General features: G+C 71.5%; 18 protein-coding genes. 14 read left to right on the top strand and 4 right to left on the bottom strand.

Annotated elements, in window-relative coordinates:
- The first annotated feature begins 31 nt into the window (after positions 1-31).
- From Cs7R123_RS13895 to Cs7R123_RS13885, 3 genes are all read left to right on the top strand, one after another.
- On the top strand, positions 32-223 hold the full coding sequence (locus tag Cs7R123_RS13895) for a hypothetical protein (RefSeq protein ID WP_212826679.1): 192 nt from the start codon (positions 32-34) through the stop codon (positions 221-223).
- Positions 224-293: 70 nt separating this feature from the next.
- Positions 294-1,484, top strand: a complete 1,191-nt coding sequence (locus tag Cs7R123_RS13890) for a DUF1015 family protein (RefSeq protein WP_212826678.1) — start codon at positions 294-296, stop codon at positions 1,482-1,484.
- A 60-nt stretch (positions 1,485-1,544) separates the two neighbouring features.
- The gene (locus Cs7R123_RS13885; RefSeq protein ID WP_212826676.1) at positions 1,545-2,015 is read left to right on the top strand and encodes a ribose-5-phosphate isomerase; all 471 of its coding nucleotides are present in this window, start codon (positions 1,545-1,547) and stop codon (positions 2,013-2,015) included.
- A 4-nt stretch (positions 2,016-2,019) separates the two neighbouring features.
- Here Cs7R123_RS13885 and Cs7R123_RS13880 read toward each other — a convergent pair whose 3' ends face one another.
- Positions 2,020-2,259: a hypothetical protein gene (locus Cs7R123_RS13880; protein WP_374706989.1), complete on the bottom strand. Its 240-nt coding sequence runs from the start codon at positions 2,257-2,259 to the stop codon at positions 2,020-2,022.
- A 57-nt stretch (positions 2,260-2,316) separates the two neighbouring features.
- Between Cs7R123_RS13880 and Cs7R123_RS13875 the strand changes: the two genes are divergently transcribed.
- From Cs7R123_RS13875 to Cs7R123_RS13855, 5 genes are all read left to right on the top strand, one after another.
- Positions 2,317-2,874 carry a hypothetical protein gene (locus Cs7R123_RS13875; RefSeq protein WP_212826674.1) on the top strand — a complete coding sequence of 186 codons (558 nt, stop codon included), beginning with the start codon at positions 2,317-2,319 and terminating at the stop codon, positions 2,872-2,874.
- 195 nt (positions 2,875-3,069) lie between these two features.
- The gene (locus Cs7R123_RS13870; protein WP_212826673.1) at positions 3,070-3,714 is read left to right on the top strand and encodes a hypothetical protein; all 645 of its coding nucleotides are present in this window, start codon (positions 3,070-3,072) and stop codon (positions 3,712-3,714) included.
- 98 nt (positions 3,715-3,812) lie between these two features.
- Entirely contained in the window at positions 3,813-4,478 is a 666-nt protein-coding gene (locus tag Cs7R123_RS13865; protein WP_212826671.1) for an alpha/beta fold hydrolase, read from the top strand.
- 185 nt (positions 4,479-4,663) lie between these two features.
- A complete protein-coding gene (locus Cs7R123_RS13860) occupies positions 4,664-5,131 on the top strand; it encodes a hypothetical protein (protein WP_212826668.1) in 468 nt (155 codons plus the stop codon).
- A gap of 228 nt (positions 5,132-5,359) precedes the next feature.
- Positions 5,360-8,944 (top strand): LamG domain-containing protein, encoded by a 3,585-nt coding sequence (locus Cs7R123_RS13855; RefSeq protein WP_212826666.1) that lies wholly within the window; start codon positions 5,360-5,362, stop codon positions 8,942-8,944.
- Between the two features lie 188 nt (positions 8,945-9,132).
- Here the strand turns inward: Cs7R123_RS13855 and Cs7R123_RS13850 are convergent, their stop codons facing one another.
- Positions 9,133-10,122 (bottom strand): helix-turn-helix transcriptional regulator, encoded by a 990-nt coding sequence (locus Cs7R123_RS13850; protein WP_212826664.1) that lies wholly within the window; start codon positions 10,120-10,122, stop codon positions 9,133-9,135.
- A 232-nt stretch (positions 10,123-10,354) separates the two neighbouring features.
- On the opposite strand from Cs7R123_RS13850, the gene Cs7R123_RS13845 reads away from it, so the two are divergent.
- Complete coding sequence (locus Cs7R123_RS13845; protein WP_212826662.1) at positions 10,355-10,513, top strand: hypothetical protein; 159 nt, start codon at positions 10,355-10,357, stop codon at positions 10,511-10,513.
- Between the two features lie 51 nt (positions 10,514-10,564).
- On the opposite strand, the gene Cs7R123_RS13840 is transcribed toward Cs7R123_RS13845, so the two are convergent.
- Positions 10,565-11,488 (bottom strand): helix-turn-helix transcriptional regulator, encoded by a 924-nt coding sequence (locus Cs7R123_RS13840; RefSeq protein ID WP_244871815.1) that lies wholly within the window; start codon positions 11,486-11,488, stop codon positions 10,565-10,567.
- A 429-nt stretch (positions 11,489-11,917) separates the two neighbouring features.
- On the opposite strand from Cs7R123_RS13840, the gene Cs7R123_RS13835 reads away from it, so the two are divergent.
- The 4 genes from Cs7R123_RS13835 to Cs7R123_RS13820 all read left to right on the top strand — a co-directional run bounded on the left by Cs7R123_RS13835 (position 11,918) and on the right by Cs7R123_RS13820 (position 20,489).
- Positions 11,918-12,184: a hypothetical protein gene (locus Cs7R123_RS13835; RefSeq protein WP_212826658.1), complete on the top strand. Its 267-nt coding sequence runs from the start codon at positions 11,918-11,920 to the stop codon at positions 12,182-12,184.
- A 243-nt stretch (positions 12,185-12,427) separates the two neighbouring features.
- Positions 12,428-12,685 (top strand): hypothetical protein, encoded by a 258-nt coding sequence (locus tag Cs7R123_RS13830; RefSeq protein WP_212826656.1) that lies wholly within the window; start codon positions 12,428-12,430, stop codon positions 12,683-12,685.
- Between the two features lie 386 nt (positions 12,686-13,071).
- Complete coding sequence (locus Cs7R123_RS13825) at positions 13,072-19,443, top strand: RHS repeat domain-containing protein (protein WP_244871999.1); 6,372 nt, start codon at positions 13,072-13,074, stop codon at positions 19,441-19,443.
- Positions 19,443-20,489, top strand: a complete 1,047-nt coding sequence (locus Cs7R123_RS13820; protein WP_212826652.1) for a hypothetical protein — start codon at positions 19,443-19,445, stop codon at positions 20,487-20,489. The genes Cs7R123_RS13825 and Cs7R123_RS13820 overlap by 1 nt, the downstream gene beginning before the upstream one ends.
- Before the next feature lie 44 nt (positions 20,490-20,533).
- On the opposite strand, the gene Cs7R123_RS40170 is transcribed toward Cs7R123_RS13820, so the two are convergent.
- On the bottom strand, positions 20,534-22,156 hold the full coding sequence (locus Cs7R123_RS40170; RefSeq protein ID WP_244871814.1) for a carbohydrate binding domain-containing protein: 1,623 nt from the start codon (positions 22,154-22,156) through the stop codon (positions 20,534-20,536).
- Positions 22,157-22,251: 95 nt separating this feature from the next.
- Between Cs7R123_RS40170 and Cs7R123_RS13805 the strand changes: the two genes are divergently transcribed.
- Entirely contained in the window at positions 22,252-22,731 is a 480-nt protein-coding gene (locus Cs7R123_RS13805) for an RNA polymerase sigma factor (RefSeq protein WP_212826650.1), read from the top strand.

Here is a 22,731-nt window from a genome sequence, read left to right as displayed (position 1 = left end):
GCCGCTCACCGGGCCGGGTAGGGAGAGCACCGTGGCGGACGTCGTCGCAGATCCGTGGCTTCTGGAGGCACCCGCCGAGGCGGTCGCCGAGAGCCTGGGCACCTCGTACGTGTGTGTAGAGGACAGCCGCTGGGCGACCTGGCAGCCGTCGCTGCCCGCCGAGATCGCCGCCTTCCTGGCCCCTCCGGTCCTGGTCGGAGCCGCTCCCGCCCAGCGCCGCTGACGGGTCCGCCCCGCCGCACCCGGCGGGGCCAACCCATCCCAGCGGGTGGACAGCGGTAGCGTGAGCAGGCGTGACAGTCGCACACCCGATCCCCACGGCCTGGCTGACGGCCGGGGCAACCGGCGCGCAGAACTACGACGAGTTCGCCGACGACGCCGAGATCACCGAGATCATCGAGGCCAATCCGAGCAGCGCCCTGGCCATCGAGATGCCGCACCGGGCACCCGGGAGCCTGGGCAAGAGTTTCGCCGAGTCGCTGCCGGACGCCGTGGTCCGCCTGACGCAGGCCAAGGACGCGGGCGCCTACCGCCGCAGTGACGACGTGGTCGTCCTGTACCGCATCTCCGACCACGGCGCCACGGCGTACGGGCTGTGGTGCATGGTCGACACCGACCAGATCTCCACCAGCGCGGACGAGCCCGGCCTGGTCATCCGCAACGAGGACGTGTTCCTGGAGAAGGTGCGCGAGCGCGTCGCGCTGTTCCAGGCGCTGGGCCACCTGCTGTCGCCGGTGCTGCTGCTGCAGACCGGCCGGGGCGAGGAGCTGCACGCGGCGCTGGCCGAGGCGGCGGCGCAGGCCGGTGCGCCGGCCGCGACCGACGTGGACCCCGCCGGGCGTACCCACGCGATCTGGCCGCTGGCCGCGGGTCCGGTCGCCGACCGCCTGCGCGAGCTGGCCGGCACCGGCGAGCTGGTCGTCGCCGACGGCAACCACCGCAGCCTGGCCGCGCAGAGCGGCGGCCTGGACCGGTTCCTGGCCGTGGTGACCACGCCCGCGTCGGTCGCGATCCAGCCCTACAACCGGCTGGTGCACCAGCTCGACGCCCCGATCGAGGAGCTGCTGGAGCGGCTGGAGAAGGCGGGCGCGCAGGTGTCCCCGGGCACCGCGACCGTCCCGGCGCAGGGCGGCACCGTGCACCTGTACGCCGACGGCCGCGCCTTCGCCGTCACCCTGCCCCGCGACCCGCACGGCAGCGTGATCGACAACATCGACCACGCGCTGGTGGAGCGGGTGCTCTTCGCCGACGCGCTGGGCCTGGAGCCCGGTGACAAGCGGATCACCTACGTCGGCGGCGACTATCCGGCGTCCTGGCTGGCCGAGGAGGTCGACGCGGGCCGCTCGGCGCTGGCCGTGCTGATCGCGCCGGTCACCGTCGACGACTTCGTCGAGGTCAACCTGGCCCGCCAGAAGATGCCGCGCAAGAGCACCTGGTTCACCCCGAAGGCCCGCGGCGGCCTGGTCGTGGCCCAGGTCGCCTGAGGCGTACGCCGTCTGCCGGGTCCCCTGCGGGGCCCGGCGGGCGGCTGGCAGACTTTGGCCATGCGCGTATATCTGGCCGCCGACCACGCCGGCTTCGAGCTCAAGGCCCACCTGATCAGCGAGCTTTCGGCCAAGGGATACGACGTCGTCGACGTCGGCGCGCACACCTACGACGCCGAGGACGACTACCCGTCGTTCTGCCTGCACGCCGGCATGCGCGTGGTGACCGACCCGGGCAGCCTGGGCGTGGTCATCGGCGGTTCGGGCAACGGCGAGCAGATCGCCGCGAACAAGGTCGCCGGGGTCCGCGCCGCGCTGGCCTGGAACCTGGACACCGCCCGGCTGTGCCGCCAGCACAACGACGCGAACGTGGTCGGCATCGGCGCCCGCCAGCACTCGCTGGCCGAGGCGACCGAGATCGTCGAGGCGTTCCTGAGCACCGGGTTCTCCGGCGAGCCGCGCCACTCCCGCCGCATCGACCAGGTCGCCGCGTACGAGAAGTCGGGCGAGCTGCCCGACCTGCCCGCCTGAGCGCTCAGCGCAGCGGGTCGCGGGGCACCCAGCCCCGGCGCACGATCTCCAGCTCGGCCTCCGCCCTGGCCAGGTCCTCGGCGGTGGGCCGGGCCGCGTCGCGCGCCCGCATCGCCGCGGACAGGCTGATCTGCGAGGCCCCCGGCCCGATCAGCCCGCGCAGGCCGCGTTCGAGATCGTGGTCGTCGCTGTCGTCATCCCGGCCCCGGTGGCGGCGGCGTTCGTGCTCCTGCATGCCTGCCAGGCTAGTGCAGTTTCCACCCGGTCGCCGGTGTCGTGCGGGTTGGCTACGCTGTGCGGCGTGACTGAGGGCATCGACCCGACGCGGGAACTGCGTCTGGACCGTACACAGGAGATCCCGACCGAGACCGTGAACGCGCAGCGCGCCGGGTTCAAGCAGGGCGTGGCCAGCGTGCCCACGCAGCGGCAGGTGGAGCAGACGGTCTCCTTCGAGCCGACCCTGGCACCCGGGCAGATCGTCACCTCCGGCGCGCTGAAGCGCCCCGTCGTGCCGCTGCGCGTCCGGCTGCGCCAGCTGCGGACCGGCGGCCGCTGGAGCGTGGCCGGCGCCGTGTTCCTGCTGGTCTGCTGGGGCCTGTGGTCCGCCTCGTCCCGTGACGGGGATCACGCCACGGCGGCGCTGGCCCTGCTGCTCGCACTCGTGGTCGGGGTGGGCCTGTTCGGCCTGGCCCGTCTGGTGGGCAGCGTGGTGCTGGAGAAGGTGATGGGCCGGACCCGGCGCGGCGCCTGGGCCGCGCACGCGACGGTTGGCCTGTTCCTGGTGGTCGTGGGCGGCTCCTACCTGAGCCAGATCGAGTGGGTCGTCAACGTCTGGAACTTCCTGCGCGGCGTCCGCTGACCCGTTCCCGCGGCGTGCGCTGACCCCGCGCCGACTGAGATCCACATCCCGCCTGTCGGATATCCGGCAGGCCCTGGGATGTGGATCATTTTCGTTTACGGAGAGTATTTGTCCTCTCCACGGGTGGTCACCAGCGGAGATATGAATTACGTTGGTTCAGCCCGATACGCGAGAAATACCACGGGGGTGGTCACGATGGGATTCAGGTATGGCTGGGCCGCTGCGGCGGCAGGATTCGGCACCGCGAGCGCGGTGGTGGGACTGGGACTGGGCCTGCTGGCAGGCTCGCCCGTGACGATGGCCGCGTCCAGCGCCACGCTGCTGGCCGCCGTGCCGCAGACCCTGGCGACGACACCGGCGGCACTGCGCCCGATGGCGCCGACGGCGCTGCGGCTGAGCGCCGAGCCCGTGCGGCTGAGCCCGTCCCCGCTGAGCGGCGCCGCCCTCGCGCCGTTCGTCGGGAGCTGGCACGTGCACGGGGCGGACCTGGACATCAAGGCCGACGGCACCGGCACCGAGCTGATCCAGCTCGGCCCGTGCCAGGGCCTGTCGGGGGGCAAGCGCTGCGTCGCCGTGGCGTCGGTGCGGCTGGTCGACAGCGGCGGCCCCGGCTACGTCTACACCGGGTTCACCTACCTCGACCAGAACGGGGCCGCGGTCGTGCCGGACAGCCTGGAGGGCCTGCCGCAGGTCGGCGACGGCTACCGGGTCGAGGTCTACCAGCCGGGCGTGCTGCGCATCTCGCCGATGAACGAGCACAGTGGACAGATCATGGGCGGGCGGTACCGCTGCGCCGCCGACGCGTCGGCCTACGCGCACCAGCGCCTGTGCAACGCCTGAGCGCACGCCTGTGCAACGCCTGAACGCACGCCTGTGCAACGCCGAACACGGCGGCCGGACAGGGTTGAAGCGGCCGCGCCGCGGGCATAATCGTCGGCGTGACCGTCAGCGAGTTGTGGTACCAGTCCTCGGGCACCCTGGGTGCCACCCCGGTGGTGCTGCTGCACGGCCTGACCGGTGACGCCACCACCTGGCAGCAGGTGACGCCCCTGCTGGCCGAGCGGGCCTGGCTGCACGTGGTGGACCTGCGCGGGCACGGGGCCAGCCCCCGGCCGGGACGGTATTCGGCCGAACTCATGCGCGACGACGTGGTGGCGCTGCTGGACCTGCTCGACCTCGACCGGGTGGTGCTGGTCGGGCACTCGCTGGGCGGGGTGGTGTCGTACCTGATGGCCCAGACGCACCCGGACCGGGTCGCCGCCGTGGTGCTGGAGGACCCGCCGCCGCCGCGCCCGCTGGAACGCACCGTCGGCCCGCGGCCCGACGGCCCGCTCGACTACGACTGGGACGCGGTGCCCGCGATCCTGGGGCAGGTCGTCGCGCCCGATCCCGGCTGGTGGCCCGCGCTGGCCACGATCACCGCGCCGGCCCTGGTCGTCGGCGGCGCCCGCAGCCACATGCCGCAGGACTGGCTGGCCGAGATGGCCGCGCAGATGCCGCGCGGACGCTATCTCGCCCTCGACGCCGACCACGGCGTCCACGCCGCCCTGCCCGCCGAGTTCGCCGCCGCCGTGCACGCCTTCCTCGACGAGCACGGCCTCTGACGGCAATCCGACCCGTCCGGCGACCTGGAAAGAGGCGACCGGCTCTCGCCCCCGTCGTACGGCGGTGGCATGATCTGCGCGCAGCGTGCGCTCCGTCCGGTGGCGGAACCGTTACGCGGCAACGTATCGATCTATCTGCTCCGATGTAGATAATCGGTACCCACCCACGCGCGAGAGGAGCCACCGTGGCAGAACGTGAGGGCGGTGCCGTCAAGGTGCTGCGCGGCCTGGGGATCGCGGTGCTCATCGTCGCCGCGATCGTCCTGCTCGCCGCGTACTGGCGGCAGGCGCTGGACCTGGTCGTCTCGATCTGGCAGTACCTGGTGGACCGCATCCCGGACCAGGGCGGGCAGCGGACCGCGGTGCTCGTCTACATCATCGCGGCGGTGCTGCTGGGCATCCTGTTCTCGCAGGCCGGCCACTTCACCGCGTACGGCATCGCGACCGGCCTGGTGCCGCTGCTGTGGTTCCTGTTCTGGGAGGGTTTCCCGCCGGTGGGCCTGAACCCGGTGTGGACCTCGAACCTGGGCGTGGCACACCTGAGCCCGAGCCAGGTGATCCTGTGGGCCGTGGTGGCCACGGTGGTGACCACACTCGTCTTCGTGCCCCTGGAATACCGCGAGAAGTGGACCCGGCGCCGCCGGTCCCGCTGATCCGCTGACCCTGCACCACCGCGAGAGGCGGCGGCCCGTGACCGGGCCGCCGCCTCTCGCGTGTCCGGGCACGACATAGCCTGACCTGGTGATACGTCGCCGCCTGCATCCGGCCTCATGCGGTCAGGCCGGTTTAGGGTGCCGCTGATCTAGTGACCCACGGCCGGACAGCCAAGAAGCTCATCGCAACGCACCTTCGTTATTTGGCATTCCCTGAAGGGTTGTTCGATGAGCTGGAAAAGGCATGGCCGCGGGGGCCGCTGGCTCCCCGGGCTGGTGACGACGGCGGTTGTCGCGTCGCTGGCGACGGTGTCGGTGCAGGTGGGCCAGGCAGCAGCCGCCGCCGCGCCCGCAACCTGCGCCGACACGGTGCAGGATCTGTACAGCGCCGGCAAGATGGCGGCGCGGTGCGGTGCCAGGGTCGAGGCCATGGCGGGACGCAGCGAGACCGGCCAGGTCTTCGCCAACCCCGACGGCACCTCCACCATGACGACGTACATCGCGCCCCAGTGGGTGCGCGGCACGAACGGGGCCTGGGCCGACGTCAACACCAACCTGAGCGTCGGCGGCGACGGCGCCGTCAAGCCGATCGCCAGCCCGGTGGACGTCCAGTTCTCCAGCGGCGGCAAGGGCCCGCTGGTCACGCTGCGCCAGCACGGTTCGACGTTCACCATGACCTGGCCGGGCGGCGACCTGCCCAAGCCGACCGTCGACGGTTCGACGGCGACGTACGCGGAGGTCCTGGCGGGGGTCGACCTCACCGTGACCGCCAACTCGACCGGTTTCCAGCACGTGCTGGTGGTCAAGAACGCCGCCGCCGCGGCCAACCCGAAGCTGCGCAAGATCCACTTTGCGATCGGCGGTGACGCCAAGGCCCGTACGCTGCCGGACGGCCGCGTCCGCTTCGCCGACGGCGCCGGGTCGACCATCGCGCTGACCTCGGCCGCCTCGGTCTGGGACTCCTCGATCGACCAGGCCGCCGCCGGCGAGGTGCTGCCCGGCGTCAGCCAGGCGACGCTGGCCGCGGCCCGGGCCAACCCGTCCGCGGACCTCGTCTCGACCGCGGCCCGCCCCGGTGTGGCCTCGAAGTCGGTGGCGCTGGGCGTGTCCGCCGCGACCGACACGGACTTCGTGCTCACCCCGGACGCGGCGCAGCTGGCCGACCCGAAGACGGTGTTCCCGCTGTACATCGACCCGGCGATCGGTCCGGGCGCGTCCAAGTGGGCGTACGCCAACAACATCAACTCGAACTGGGACGTCGGCGGCCAGGCCTGGGTCGGCCCGAACACCTACGACGGCACCCTTTACCGCTCGTTCTTCGACTTCCCGTCCACGTCGGGCTCGCTGACCTGGAAGGGCAACAACAAGAACATCATCAGCGGGTCGATGAACATCTGGGTCGACCACACCTGGTCGTGCGGTGACACGTACACGCACATGTACCGGCCCAACGGCAACATCACCTCCGCCAGCGGTGCCCGGATGGCCTGGTCGACGCGCCCGCTGGGCTCCAGCGCGATCTGGCTGTCCTCGGCCGCCTCGCACGCCAACGAGGCGGGCGGCTGCGGTTCGGTCCAGCCGGACCAGCTGGTCTCGTTCACGGGCACCACGCTCAAGAACGACCTGCAGGCCGCGGCCGACGCCAGCTACTCGACGTACACGGTCGGCCTGTGTGCCTGCAACAGCACCAACCAGTACGAGAGCACCCAGGACCGCTGGAAGAAGTTCTTCACCGCCACCACCACCGGCGGCCACGCGGTGCCCGCGCTGAGCGTCACCTTCGACACCGACCCGAGCGTCCCGGCCAACCTGGCCCCGGTGCACGGCGTCGCCTGCGGCGGCACCATCGGCACCACCTCGCCCACCCTTGAGGCGCAGTACGCCGACGTCGACACCGCCGACACGCTGACCGCCACGTTCGAGTGGAAGCAGCTGCCCTCGGGCACCGCGACCCAGGTGGCGGGCCCGTCCAAGCCCGCGAACAACGTCGGGTCGGTGCCGCTGACGCTGGGCAGCGCCGCCGAGGGCAAGAGCTACTCGTTCCGCGTGCAGACCAAGGACAACTCGAACTACCTCTCGCCCTGGTCGGGCTGGTGTGACTTCACGGTCAACGCCTCCGCCCCGACCGCGCCGGTGGTCACCTCGACCTCGTACCCGTCGTGCGTGCCCGCCAACGTCGACACCTGCGCCCACCCGGGCGGCCCCGGTGTGACCGGCCAGTTCGTCTTCAGCGAGCCGGCGGGCGACCCGAACGGGTCCGACGTCACGTCGTACCTGTACGGCTGGACCACGCCGCCCACCACCGTGGTGACCGTGGCCGCGGGCCAGGCGTCCCCGACGATGAACCTCACCCCGCCGCACTACGGCCTCAACACGCTCTACGTGCTGAGCAAGGACCCGGCGGGCGCCCCCAGCCCGATCACGTCGTACACGTTCCTGGTGGACTCGCCGTCGGCGGCGCTGGCCTACTGGCCGCTGGACGACATCCGCGGCCACGGCTTCACCGACCAGGTCAGCAGCACCGCGCTCACCACGACGAACGTGACCTGGACGGCCAACGGCCGCTACCAGGGCGCCACCGCGGCCACCTTCGGCGCCTCCGGAGACGCCAAGACCACCGGCGCGAAGATCGACACCACCAAGTCGTTCAGCGTCTCGGTGTGGGTGCGCCTGACGGACGCGACCAACAACTACCGGGCGGTGATCTCGCAGGAGGGCGTGAACACCAGCGGGTTCGCGATCTACAACATGCCCGACACGAGCCAGTGGACCTTCGCGCTGTACGACACCGACACCACGACCACCGGCGGCAGCTACGCGCACGCCCCGGCGAAGCTCAACGTCTGGACGAACATCACCGCCGTCTACGACGCGTCCGAGAAGACCATGAAGATCTACACCAACGGCGTGCTGGGCGAGACGGTGACCCGTGCCGCCACGCCGTGGGCGTCCAGCGGAAAGCTGCACCTGGGCTGGGCCAAGTACGGCGCCGGCCTCAGCATGACCACCGGGGTCGGCCAGATCGCCGACGTGCGGCTGTGGAACCGCGCGGTCACCGTCGACGACATCAACGGCACCGACGCCGACCCCGCCAACGGGATCCCGGCCCAGACCGGTCTGCTGTCGCCGATGCAGGTCGGGTCGTGGGACTTCAGCGGCGGCGTGGACTGCTACTGCCCGAGTGTCATCGACGGCGCGTACTTCGGCCGCCAGCTGAACCTCGACGCGGGCTGGATCAACACCCCGCCGAGCTCGTCGTTCGCCCTGAACGGCCATGACGGCAACGACGCCCTGTCGGTCGACGGCGTCACCGGCTTCGCCTCCACCACCGACGACCAGGCGGTGAAGCACCCGGTGGTCCGCACCGACCAGTCGCTGACCTTCTCCGCCTGGGTGAACGTCAACGCGCTGACCGGCGCCGACCAGGTGATCCTGCGCCAGGGCACCACGGCGAGCTCCGCGGCGAAGCTGTTCGTGTCGGGCACCTCCGGCAAGTTCGTGTTCGCGATGGCCACCCCGGACGGCAGCGGCGGCTACATCTGGGCCAACGCGACCTCCGCCGCGGTGGCGGTCCCCGGCACCTGGACGCACCTCACGGGTGTCTTCGACGCGGTGACCGGCAAGACCAAGCTCTACGTCGACGGCGTCGCCCAGACGAGCGAGGGCAGCAACGCGGTCGGCTGGGACAGCACCGACAGCCTGCTGGTCGGCACGACCGGCACGACCGCCAACTTCGGCGGCCTGATCGACCAGGTCAAGGTCTACCAGGGCGTGCTCAACAGCCGCGAGGCCGCGGCCCTGCCGGCCGCCTGACCCGACCGCACAGCACGAAGCGCGCCGCTCCCCGCCCCGGGAGCGGCGCGCTTCGCCATGCCCGCCCACGCCCACGCCGTCCAAGATCGCGCAAGTTGCCGGGCAATCGGGCGAATACGAGTCCAAGATTCGCCCGATTGCCCGGCAACTTTGCACGATTTTGGAACGGGCCGAGGAGGAAGACGGGGTCAGGCGTCGGTACGCAGCCAGCCGCGCTCGGCGGCGTGGATGCCCGCCTGGAACCGGCTGCGCGCCTCCAGGCGCTCCATCAGCACCGCCATCAGGCGCCGTACGGTCGACAGGGAGACGCCCAGGCGCCGCGCCGCCAGCTCGTCGGTGTGCCCGGCGGCCAGCAGGCCGAGCAGCTCGCGCTGGGTCGCGTTGAGGGCCTCCTCGTCCTGCTGCGCGGGCGCCTGCCCGAACGGCAGGCCGGACGCCCACAGCTGCTCGAACAGCGCGTACGCCAGCGTGGCGATGCCGGGGCTGCGGATCTCCACCGCGCCCTGGCCGGTGTCGGCCGGATCGAGGGGCAGCAGCACGGTGCTGCGGTCGTAGACCACCATCAGGATCGGCACGATCGGCACCGTACGGGCCCGGCCGCCGAGTTCGGTCAGCCAGCGCGCGTAGCCGACGAGGTTCGGGTCGTTGCGGAAGCTGTCCTGGTAGACGCAGCGGATCGCGACGCCGCGCTCCAGCATCTGCTGGTTGAGCGGGCGGCTGGCCTGCTTGGCGTCGGGGGTCTGCGTGACGTTGGGGTTCAGCGACACGCACTCGCGGACCACCGCGGCGCTGAGCTCGGCCATCCGGGTGCGCACCGCCTCGACGCCGTCCAGGCGTACGCCGCCGTTGGCATCGGCCTTGGCCAGGTGCTCGCGGGCGATGGCGGTGATGGCGACCCGGGTGGCGTCGATGCTGCGGCGCCGCTCCTGGATCTCGGACTCGGCCCGCGCCAGCAGCGCGGACAGTCCGATCGACGGCTCGACCGCGCTCCAGCCCGCCGGCTCCTCGGTGGAGGGGTGGAGCAGGGCGAGCTCGGCCAGCTGGTCCAGGGCCGAGCGGACCTGTCCCTTGGACATGGCCAGGTGGTCGGCGATCCGCTCCAGACCCCAGGAGCGGTGGGCCAACATCGTCCGGTAGACGGCCTCGCCGGAGACCGACAGGCCAAGAGACTCGAGCATCGCGCAACTGCCTTAGCTGGTAGCGGAGACCGCCGCCTGGGGCGACGCCCCGCGGCCGCAGGTGCGGACGTCGGGCGGCCACGGGCGGACCGGCTGAGAGCAACCGTCAAGACACGTTGCTCTCAGCTCCACGTCGGTGACATCGCCGCGAGCGGCCGCCAGTATTTCTCCTGCGAGTGGTGGGCCCGCCGACCGCATTGACATGGGGTGTCTCAGGGGAACGGGATTGACGATGAACGCTGCCTTCAGAATGGGCGCGCTGCGCCTGGCCATGATCGCGCTCGCCGGGCTGCTGGCCGGGTCGGCCACCGGGATCGCGTCGACAGCGGCCGCGGCCGCGCCCGGAGGCGCCGTCACGGCGCACGCTGACGGCGGGTCCGAGTGGGGCTGAGCGGCCACCACCGGCGGGCCCGTGGGCGTGCGTGATCGACGGCGCGCACGGCTACAGCCAGCCCCGCCGGACGGCCTCGGCCCCGGCCTGGAACCGGCTCTCCACGCCGAGCCGGTCGGCGAGCTCGGACACGATCCGCCGCACCGTACGCGCGGAGAGCCCGATCTTGCGGCCGGCGGACTCGTCGGTGTGCCCCGCGTCGAGCAGGCGCATCAGCGCCTGCTCCTGCGGGGTGAGCCCGCGGTCGTCGGACTTCGGCGACTCGCCGAACGGGGTCGCGAAGTCCCAGACCTGCTCGAACAGGATGCACAGCGCGGCGATGACGCCGGGGCTGCGGATCTCCAGCGCACCCCGGGTCGAATCAGCGGGGTCGATGGGGATGATGGCGACGCGTCTGTCTATTATGATCAGTCGCATGGGGACAGACGGAACGGTCCTGCTCCGGCCGCCTTTGGAGGCCATCCACTTGGCGAAGGCGAACATGGTCGGGTCGTTGCGGACGCTCTCTTGATACACGTTGCGGATCGAGACGCCTCGTTCGAGCAGCAGCTGGTTGAGCGGCCGCCCCGCGTCGATCGCCTCGGCGGTGAGCTCCGCGCGGGCGGTGAAGGTCAGGCACTCCTTCTGTACGGCCGGCGCCAGCTCCATCAGGCGGCCGCGCACGGCGCTGGAGCCCTCCAGCCGGATGATCTCGTCGCGGCGGCGGACCTTGTCGTGCTCGGTGGCGATGGCGGAGATGGTGGCGCGGGCCACCTCGATCTGGCGCTGCCGCTGGGCGATGTCGGCCTCGGCCTGGGCCAGCAGCATGGTGAGCCCGGCCTGCGGGCTGACCACGCGCATGCCGCCGGTGTCCTGCGCCCGCGGCTGCACGAGGGCGCGCTCGGCGAGCACGTCCAGCGCGTCGCGGACGGCGGCCTCCGACAGCTGCATGTGCGCGGCGAGGTCCTCGACCCCCCACAGCGGGTGATCGACCATCGTGAAATACACAGCTTCGGCCTCCGCGGTGAGGCCTACCGATTCCAACACTGCCACCCCCGGGTTGGCTCGTGATCGCGTCGATCATTGTGCAGCAGCGATCACTGTCGCGGAATCCTCGGGCGCCGATGTGACCTGAAACGGCCATGCCGCTTCAGGTCGATGTCTCAGTACTGACACGGCGGATCGGGAAGGGCAGGCTCAGAGGGCCTGGGAAACCCAATTCGTCATCGATGGAAAGCGCCGGGGGAAAAGCCATGAGAAGGATCATTCGTATGCGTGCCGGAATCGCACTGGCAGCCCTGCTGGTGGCGGTAGTCGCAGGTTTGAGCGGAATCGGCCACTCGGCCGGCAGCGCGGTCCCGGCCCACCCGGTGGCGGACGGTCTGATCTGGCCGGTCCCCCCGGTGCACCCGTAACCAGGGCGCGATGCTGACGACCACCGTCCGACTGGTGCCGCCGAGGGGGGCGCCCGGCCTGTCGCCGGCCGAGGTCGTCGATCTGCTCTGGCTGCATGCGGCCCCGCCCGACGGCGTGGAGCACATCCACGCCCGCGCCGGGCCCGCCGGGATCGACGTAGTGGTCTTCACCGTCGCGTCAGGGCAGGACATCGCCGATGTGATCGTCGCCGCCGTGTGCGGGCGGGCGATCCGCTCGGCCCCCGTACTGAGCGGGTGGACCGCATTCATTCCATAGCGAGCGCCACGGCCGCCGATCGATTCGATCGGCGGCCGTGGCGCTTCTTCGTGCGTACGGCCCGAGCGGTCCGGTGAGAGCAAGCTGTCAGCCACGTTGCTCTCACGTGTCCGCTGGTGACGCACCACCGACCACATTGGCATCCTGAGCGGACAGCGCGATGACCCCGACCGCGACCGCGGTGCGGGGTCGGTACGGGGATGGGAGTTTCCGAGTTGACCAGTTAGACGGTGTCTCATGTACATGTCGAGAGCCACGCTCGTGCGGGAGTCGGCGGCTGCGGCGGTGAGCGCCGACGGCCGGCGGCTGCGGCGGTTGCTGGCGGAGGCGCCCGGGGGCGCCGAGCCGCTCCTGGAGCACGTGCACGCGGCGATCAGGGGCGATCGCCTGGAGGTGACGTTCTTCCTCCAGGCTGCCGACCAGCACGAGGCCGATGTGATGGCGCACCTTCTCGCCGCCCGCCTGTCCGTCCTGCTTCCCGGCTGGGGGCTGCGCGGCTGAGCGGGGGACCGGCCCGCATCGGGCATACCGCGGCCAGGCCGGGAGAATCTCCCCGGCCTGGCCGCGGCCGTTGCGCGGTGGACCCTCCAGTGCGGACCGCCGGTCCCGTCGCACCGCTTGAGAGCTAACTGTCAGAGCAGCTTCCTCTCAGTGCCGAGCCGGTGACAGCGGGCTCCGCCCTTGGCAGCCTTTGCTCACCGGACACCGGTAACCGACAACCACCTCGCGGGCCGCGCACCCTCATGTCGTACGCGGCCCGATTCACCCCTTTTATCACGGGAGGAACCGTGCCACCCAGGCATGCCCGCCGCGACCGCGGCGGTTCGCTCGGCGGTCGACCGCGACCGCGCAGAAGACTGGCGACCATCATCGCGACGACCGTGGCGATGGTCGCCAACGTGCTGCTGATGTCGGCCCCGGCGCAGGCGGCCCCGGGCCCGCAGACGCTCACGGCCCAGCAGCTCCCGTCCGCGCACGGCACCAAGGTGCCGGCGGCGGCCCGGCCGAAGGACCTCAGCCAGGGCGCGGGCGCCAAGCGCACGGCACCGAGCTGGCCCACCGCGGGCGCGGCGGACGTGTCGGTCGGCACCGGTGCGGCCCGGGCGGGCGCGCTGCCGGTCTGGGTCGGCCCGAGCCGCGGCAAGGACCGCAAGGCCGCCGACAGCGTCGCCAAGGCCAACGTCAGCGTGCTCGACCGGGCGCACACCCCTGCCGCATGGCGAAACAGCCTGCTGGTCCGGGTGAAGCGGGCCGACGGGCGCACCGGCCAGGGCGCGGCCGCGGTCGGCATCGACTACTCGTCGTTCGCCGGGGCCTACGGCGCGGGCTGGAACCGCCGCCTGCGGCTGGTCCAGGTGCCCGACTGCGCGCTGACCACGCCGGGCGCGCCCGGCTGCGCCGCCACCCCGCTGGCCGCGACCAACGACGTGTCGGCGCAGCGCATCACCGCCGACGTGTCGCTGATGTCGGCCTCCGGCACGATGGTGGCCCTGTCCGCGGGCGCGTCGGGCAGCGACGGCGACTACGGCGCGACCAACCTCCAGGCCTCCTCGACCTGGAACGCCGGCGGCAACACCGGTGACTTCTCCTGGTCGTACCCGCTGCGCAGCCCGCCGTCGCTGGGCGGACCGGCCCCGTCGATGGGGCTGTCGTACTCCTCGACCGCGGTCGACGGGCGCAGCGAGACCAGCAACAACCAGCCCACCTGGGTGGGCGAGGGCTTCGACTACTGGCCCGGCTACATCGAGCGGCGGTACGCGACCTGCGCCGACGACAAGGGCAGCGGTGCGAACAACACCACCGACACCAGCGACATGTGCTGGAAGACCGACAACGCGGCGCTGTCGCTCAACGGCAGCGGCGGTGAGATCGTCCGCGACGGCACCAGCGGCAAGTGGCGGCTGAAGAACGACAACGGCTCGCTGGTGGAGCGGTTCACCAACACCGTCAACGGCGACAACGACAACGAGTACTGGCGGGTGACCACCGGTGACGGCACCCAGTACTTCTTCGGCCTCAACCGGCTGCCCGGCTACACCGGTACCGCCCCGGCGAACAAGGCGACCGGCTCGGTCTGGACCGAACCGGTGGCGGGCAACAACTCCGGCGAGCCCTGCCACGCCAGCGGGTACATCGCGTCGTTCTGCAACCAGGCGTGGCGCTGGAACCTCGACTACGTCGTCGACGTGCACGGCAACACGATGTCGCTGTTCTACACCGCCGAGACGAACAAGTACGGCCGCAACAACAGCGACTCCGACCTGGTGAGCTACGTGCGCGGCGGCGTGCTGGACCACATCGACTACGGGACCGACAACCGCTCGGGCACCGACACCGAGAACACCGCCACGGCCGCGCCGATGCGCGTGGTCTTCGCCGCGGCCGACCGGTGCCTGTCCTCGTGCGCCACGCACGACCAGCCGCACTGGCCGGACGTGCCGTGGGACCAGGAGTGCACCGGCAGCACCTGCACCAACCACGCGCCGACCTTCTGGTCGACCAAGCGCCTGGCGTCGGTGACGACGAAGGTCTGGGACGCGGTGGCGGCGGCGTACAAGAACGTCGACGTCTGGACGCTGACGCACAACTTCCCCGACCCCGGCGACGGCACGCGGGCGGGCCTGTGGCTGGAGTCGATCGTCCACACCGGTACGGCCACCGGCCCGGCGATCGCGGCCGGGGCGCCGGTCATGCCTGAGATCAACTTCGACTGGATCCAGCTGCCCAACCGCGTCGACACGGCCACCGACGGCAAGCCGGCGATGAACTGGATGCGGATGGGCACCATCTGGACCGACACCGGCGGCAAGGTCGACATCCGGTACACGGGTCCGGACTGCGTCGCGGGCTCGCACATGCCGGCCTCGCCGCAGGCCAACACCCTGCGCTGCTACCCGGTGCTGGAGGAGCAGCCGGACAAGTCGCTCAAGACCGAGTACTTCCACAAGTACCTGGTCACCTCGGTGACCGCCGCCGACCTCACCGGCGGCAGCCCGGACGTCGTGACCTCCTACGAGTACGTCGGCACCCCCGCCTGGCGGCACACCGACGACGACGGCATCACCAAGGACAAGCTGCGCACCTGGTCGGACTTCCGCGGCTACAGCCAGGTCAACACCCGCGTGGGCGAGCCCGGCTCGGGCACCGAGTCGCTGTCGGAGAGCGTCTTCTTCCGCGGCATGCACGGCGACCTCAACGGGGCGGGCGGCACCCGGATCGTCACGCTGCCGGCGCTGGACCTCAACGGCGACGGCGACACCGCCGACGTCGCGGACGCCCCCGTCGTCAACGACGAGAACGGCTACGCCGGGCAGGTCCGCAAGTCCACCGTGTTCAACGGCGTCGAGTCGGCGCCGCTGTCCGTCACGGCCAACGAGCCGTGGCAGTCGACCGCGACCGCCTCGCGCGACATGGGCGACACCACCGTCTACGCGCGCTACACCGGCACCAAGTCGACGTGGGCGGCGACCGCGCTGGCCGCGGGCGGCTGGCGGGTCACGCGGTCCAACACCACGTTCGACTCCTACGGCGCCCCGGCGCAGGTCGAGGACCTCGGCGACGCCTCGGCGAGCAACGACGAGCAGTGCACCAAGACCACCTACAACCGCAACCTCGTCAAGAACATGCTGTCGCTGGTCAGCCAGACCGAGACGTACGCCGTGACCTGCGCCGCCAGCGCCGCGACCGACGCCGACGTGATCGGGATGAGCCGCACCTTCTACGACCACCAGGCCATCGGCGCCGCCCCGGTCAAGGGCGAGCCGACCCAGGTGGACGCGGCGAAGTCGTGGACCCTGGCGGGCGGCCCGAGCTGGGTCACCCAGTCCACCGCGAGCTACGACGCGTACGGCCGGTCGACCGACGCCACCGACGTGCGCGGCAACCACACCACGCACGCCTACACCCCGGCCTCGGGCGGCCCGGTCACGCAGATCGCGGAGACCACCGGCCTGGGCACGACGACCAACACCGTCGAGCCTTCCTGGGGTACGCCGACCGCCACGGTCGACGTGAACAACCGGCGCACCGACCTCACCTACGACGGCCTCGGCCGGCTGACCCAGGTGTGGCTGCCCAACCACCTCAAGGCCACCTACCCCGCCCAGCCGAACTCGCAGTACGCGTACCTGATCCGCAACAGCGGCGGGGCCAACGCGGTGACCAGCCAGAAGCTCAACGCCTCGGGCAACTACATCACCTCGTACGCCCTCTACGACGGCATGCTGCGCCAGCGGCAGTCGCAGTCGCTGTCGATGGCGGCCGGCAACATCGGCACCGTCTTCGCCGAGACCAAGTACGACGCCCTCGGGCGTACGGCGAGCGTGTCGAAGCACTTCGACGCGACCGTCCAGCCGTCCACCACGCTGTTCACCATCCTGGACTGGCAGCCGAAGAACCGCGCGGTGAGCCAGTACGACCGGGCCGGCCGCCTGATCGTCTCGATCGCGCAGTCGGCCGGGACGAACCTGTGGGCGACGACCACCGCCTACGGCGGCGACCGGATCAGCACCACGCCGCCGACCGGCGGCACCGCCACCACCGTGCTCACCGACGTGCGCGGCCGCGTGGTCGAGCAGCGCCAGTACCACGACCCGGCCGACGTGGGCAGCGGCACCCGCTCGACGTTCGACCAGACCGTCTACCACTTCAACCGCAAGGGCCAGCAGGACACGCTCACCGACAACGCCGGTTCGGTCTGGTCGTACGAGTACGACCTGCTCGGCCGCCAGACCGTCACGCACGACCCGGACAAGGGCACGGCCAGCGTCGACTACGCCGACTCCGGCGAGGTGCGCTCCGTGACCGACGCGCGGACCCAGACCATCGCCTACACCTATGACGGCTACGGCCGCCAGACGGGCGAGTTCGCCGGCTCGACCTCCGGGGCCAAGCTGGCGAGCTGGGCCTGGGACCCCGCCGGGGCCAAGGGCCAGCTGGCGTCGTCGTCGCGCTGGGTCGGCACCGACGAGTACAAGGTCAAGGTGCGCGGCTACACGCCGCTGTACCAGCCGACGGGTGAGGACTACACGATCCCGGCGACGCAGACCGGCCTGGCCGGCACCTACTCGGTGACCCGGTCGTACTTCGTGGACGGTTCGCCGGCCACGATGAGCTACCCGAACGTGGGCGGGCTGGGCGCCGAGACGCTGACCTACACCTACGACCCGGTGACGGGCCTGGCCGAGCAGCTCCAGACGAACGCGCCCGGCTTCGGGCAGTACGTCAGCAACACCGACTACACCGCGTTCGGCGAGCTGAGCTTCATGCAGCTCCAGCTCACCGGCGGCAGCTGGGTGCAGCGCAGCTTCACCTACGACGACGCCACCCGGCGGCTCCAGCGGTCGCAGACCCTGCGCCAGACCGCGCCGCAGCCGGTGACGGACACCAGCTACGGCTGGGACGCGATGGGCAACGTCACCAAGGTCGCGGAGACGGCCGCCAGTGGCGCGGTGGACACCCAGTGCTTCGGCTACGACGGCGTACGCCGCCTGGCCGAGGCGTGGACGCCCGCATCGGGTGCCTGCGGCGACCCGAAGTCGGCCGCGACGCTGGGCGGCCCGGCGCCGTACTGGCAGTCGTGGACGTTCGACGCGGCCGGTTCCCGCAAGACGCAGACCAGCCACGCGGCCGCGGGTGACACCACCGCGACCTCGACCTACCCGGCGGCCACCGCGGCCAACGCGCACGGGGTGCAGTACGTCACCACCAGCGGGCCGGGCGTCAACCGCACCGACAACTACACCTACGACGCGTCCGGCAACACCACCGCCCGGCCCGGCCAGGCGCTGAACTGGGACGTGGAGGGCCGCCTGGCCAAGGTCACCGCGACCGCGACCAGCACGGACACCACCTACATCTACACCGCCGCCGGCGAGCGCCTGATCGCCAGCGACACCGCCACGACCACGCTCTACCTGCCCGGCCAGGAGGTCCGGCGGGACAAGACCAGCGGCGCGGTCACCGCGACGCGCTACTACAGCTGGGAGGGCCAGACCTGCGCCTCGGTGACCACGGGCGGCTCGCTCACCTGGCTCGTCTCCGACACGCAGGGCACGGCGCAGGCCACGGTCGCCTCGGGCAACCAGGCGATCAGCCAGCGGCGGCAGGACCCGTTCGGCAACGCGCGCGGCTCCAGCCCGTCCTGGCCCAACCGCAAGGGATTCGTCGGCGGCGACGTCGACCTGACCGGCCTCACCCACCTGGGCGCCCGTGAGTACGACAGCGGACTGGGCCGGTTCGTCAGCGTCGACCCCGACTTCCACCAGGCGGACGCGCAGTCGCTCAACGGCTACGCGTACGCCAACAACACCCCGGTGTCCTCCAGCGACCCGACCGGTCTGCGGGTGTGCATGGACGACACCGACTGCCGCGGCGCCAACCCCGGCGGTGGCGGTGGCGGCGGTGGGGGCGGCGGCGGCGGTGGCGGTGGCGGCGGTGGGGGCGGCAATCCGGACCCGGACCCGCTACCGTGCAGCGCAGCGAAGCTCAACTGCACGATCAAGGACATCAACAGCATGACGGTGGTCCAGCGCAAGACCCTCGTGCAGGAGTGGCTGAGCCTGTACGGCAAGCAGTTCAACTCGGAAGACTGGTTCCACCAGATCGAAGGCGTGCTCGACTTCATGATCGACGACGGGGTGGCCAAGGCCGGCTCGTGGTCGTCGTGGGTCGACTCGACGATCCTGCACGGCGTGCAGGGCGGCCTGGCCATCGCCACGGGCAAGGGCGACGGCATGGGCAACCCGGGCGCCCAGAAGTGGGCCAAGTTCTTCCGGTACAGCGCCACTCTCGGCGGCGACAAGGACAACAACTACCGCCGCAAGCTGTGGAGCGAGGCCGAGGAGGCCACGACGCTGTACGGGTACGGCGTCGCCACCGAGCAGGGCCAGCCCATCGGCACCCCGCAGGAGCTGTCGTTCGCGGCGGCCGCCCACGCGTACCGGTTCATGCTCCGGCACCAGGGCGCGACGGACACCGTGGCGGCGGGCGTGGCGAGCGGTCTGTGCAACCTCGTCGGAGGTCCGGCGCTGGCCGCCCGGTGCGGCGCGGTCGGGGCGGCGGCCACGCACACCCTGCTGGACCCGCACGAGCACGACCCGACCTACCTGGGCGGGCACGTGGTCAGCGGGGTCGAGCAGACTGTCGAGGGCATCGTCACCGGCAACCCGACGCAGATCCAGTCGGGCGTGCAGGAGGCGGCCACGTACGGGAACAAGGCCGTCAACGAGTGCTGGAACTGGCTGAAGGGACACTGGTGATGAAGAGGCGACTGCGGGCAGTGGGAGGCGCGGTGCTGGCCGCACTCGCCCTGGCCGCTTGCGGGCACGGCGGGGGAGCGGAATCCCCGGCTGCGGCCGCACCCGCCGGGACCGTGCTCGACGCGCCGGCCGGGTGGCTGAGCAGCCCGGTCTGGCTCGCCGACGGATACATCTACCTGCTGCACGGCGACCCGGGCTACGGGCCGGACACGCAGCTGTGGCGGACCAGGGAGGGCGGCAAGGCCGAGCGGCTGAACCCGCCCGCCGAGGCGGGGTGCGAGCACACCGACTACCGCAACCTCCAGGCACTGCCGGACGGCAGGCTCGGGCTCGGCCGGTGGTGCGGGATGGAGGATCCGCGCAAGGATCACTTCGACCTCATCGCCCTCGACCCGTCGACCGGCAAGGTCGAGGAGCTGGCGGTGCTCGGCGGGACCCCGGCGGGCAACGTCGCCTGGGCCCCCGGGCTCCAGACGGGGTACGTCGCGCACAGCACCGCGATCTGCGCGGGCATCGCCGGGCTCAGCCGGGACGGTGCCCAGCGGATGCCGGAACCGGTGACGTTCGACGGCCACACCTGGGCGGTCGACTTCACCTGGTTCCGCGACGCGGCGGCGGAGTGCACGGCCGACGGCCGCGCCGACACGCCGATGCTGCGCAAGGACGGCAAGAGCCTGGTGCTGTTCGCCTCGCCCACCTCGCAGGGCAAGTCGGGCAACGACCGGACCGGCCAGCCGTGGAACCTCTACCGCTGGACGCCGGGTGCCGGCCAGCCCAGCGCCGTGGTCACGGGTCTGGGCGACCCGCTGGGCGCGTGGCTGGACCCGGACGACCGCAGCGTGCTCGTCTCGGCGCGGTGGCAGTCGAAGTACGGCATCTGGCGGGTGGACCTGGCGTCCGGCGCGGTGACCGAGGTGTCGCCGGGGCGGTCGATCGGGGTGACGATGTCGCCTGACGGCGGCAAGATCGCCGCGGTGTTCCAGCCGGCCAAGGGTGCCGACTACGACATCGATCACAACGAACTGCGGGTGATCGACGCGAAGTGAACCGTTCCGGTGGGAGGGCGCGAGCCCTCCCACCGGCGGCCCGCTCAGCCGGTGTACCCGGCGAAGATCTTGCTGAACTCGTACGGCGACTGCGCGATGTTGGTGCACATGTACAGCGCGCCGTTGCACGCATTGCGGTCGCGGGTGGTCTCCCAGAAGGCGAGCATGCCCAGGTGCTTGGACTGGGCGAAGGTCACCATCTGCCGCGCGTCGTTCTGGTCGTAGACGTGGCCGTCGTCGTTCTGGCCCAGCATCGGGGTGACCCCGACCATCTTCCAGACCTGAGCGTCGGTCTTGGCCGGGTACAGCGTCTTCAGCTGCGCGAACGTGGAGTTCGCCGCCTGCACGGCCAGATCGCCGTAGTCGCCGCTGCGGTAGTAGTCCATCGCCATGATGTTGACCAGGTCCAGGTTGACCCCGGCGTCACGGGCCGAGCGCACCACCGACAGGCCGTCGGCGGTCAGGCCCTCCGGCAGCACCGGCAGCGTCAGCGAGATCTTCAGACCCGGGTTGGCGGCCTGGAGCGCCGCCAGCGCCTGCGAGCGCCGCGCCACCGAGGCCGGCTCGGCCGTGGCCGAACCCTCGATGTCCAGGTCGATGTACTTCAGCGCGTACGCGGTGACGACCGCCTGGTACTCGGCCTGCAGCGCCGACACCGAGGAGCAGGCCTGGGCCAGCTCGATGCCGGTGGCGCCGCCGAACGAGACCTTCACGTCGCCGCCGCGGGCGCGGATCGCGTCGATCTGGTCGCGGGCCCAGCCCTGGCGCGGGTCGTAGGCGTTGAACCACATCGCCTTGCAGGCCGACGCGGTGACGAAGGCCATCGTGAAGCTCTTCAGGTTGCCGCCGGTGGCCAGGTCGGGCAGGGCCGGCGTGGGCCAGGCGCCCATGTCGACGTAGGGCGCGGTCGGCAGGCCGGGCGCGGTCGGGCAGCCGGAGGTGCTGGCCGACACGGCTGTGCTGTTCGCGGACTCGCCGTTGGCGTTGTACGCCGTCACGCTGTACGAGTGCGAGGTGCAGGTGCCCAGGCCCGAGAGCGTGGTGGAGGTGCCGGTGACGGTGGCCCGCAGCGTGGTGCCCTCGTACACGCGGTAGCCGGTGGCGCCGGTGACGGCGTTCCAGCCCAGCGAGATCGAGCTGCTGGTGGTGGCGGTGACGGCCAGGCCGGCCGGGGTCGCCGGGCCGCCCGGGTTGGTGCCGCCCGGTCCGTCGAGGGAGACGTCGTCGGCGTAGTAGGTGCCCTGGCCGTACCAGCCGTGCAGGAAGACCTGCGCGCTGGTCTGGCCGGCGGCGGTGGTGAAGGAGACGCTGAGCTGGGTGTACGCCGCCGCCGACGGGGTCCAGGTGGACGCGCCGCCGGTGACGCCGAGGTACACGTAGCTGCCGCGCACCCAGGCCGTCAGCGTGTACGCCGTGCTCGGCTGCACGGTGACCGTCTGGGTGCACTGCGCGTTGTCCGAAGCCGACGCGGCTCCGGCCAGCGCCTTGGCGCCGCCGTGGACCGGGGTGGACACGACCGAGCCGAGGCCGCCGGTGCACGACCACGGGGACAGGGCGCCGGATTCGAATCCGGGGTTGGCCAGCAGGTTGGCCGCGTATGCGGGCTGAGCTCCGAACAGCGCGCCGGCCAGGGCGAGCGTGAGAGCGATGAATCGAAGCTTTCTCATACGTTATATTATTAGGAAACTTTACTTACGATGTCCACGAAGTTGGCACAAGCCCGCCACGGCAACCTCCCGGACCCCCGCGGGGTATGAAGGACATGGCCGACTGGGAAGCAGAGTTCTGCGAGTACTTCGAGGCGCGGGTGCTGCCGCTGCGGCGGTTCGCGTACGCGCTGTGCGGCGACTGGCACCTCGCCGAGGACCTGGTCCAGCACACCTTCACCCAGCTGTACCGGCACTGGCGGCGCCTGGACGGCGCGACGCTGGAGGCGTACACGCGGCGGGTGCTGGTCAACGCGTTCCTCAACAGCCGCCGCGCCCGCCGGCACGAGCAGGTGGTGGCCGACGTGCCCGACCGGGCCACACCCGCCACCGACCCCGGCGGTGACGTGCTCGCCCTGCTCGCACAGCTGCCGCCCCGGCAGCGGGTGCTCATCGCCCTGCGCTACCTCGACGACCTGTCCGTCGGCGACACCGCCACCGCCGCAGGCATCAGCGAGGGCGCCGTCAAGAGCCAGACCTCACGCGGGCTCAGCGCGCTGCGCGGCCTGCTCACCCCGCGACCGGTGGAGGAGTGA

It is taken from the genome of Catellatospora sp. TT07R-123, assembly GCF_018327705.1.
GTDB lineage: Bacteria > Actinomycetota > Actinomycetes > Mycobacteriales > Micromonosporaceae > Catellatospora.
The sequence above is the reverse complement of the archived record's forward strand: the minus strand, read 5'-3'. Positions and strand labels throughout refer to the sequence as shown.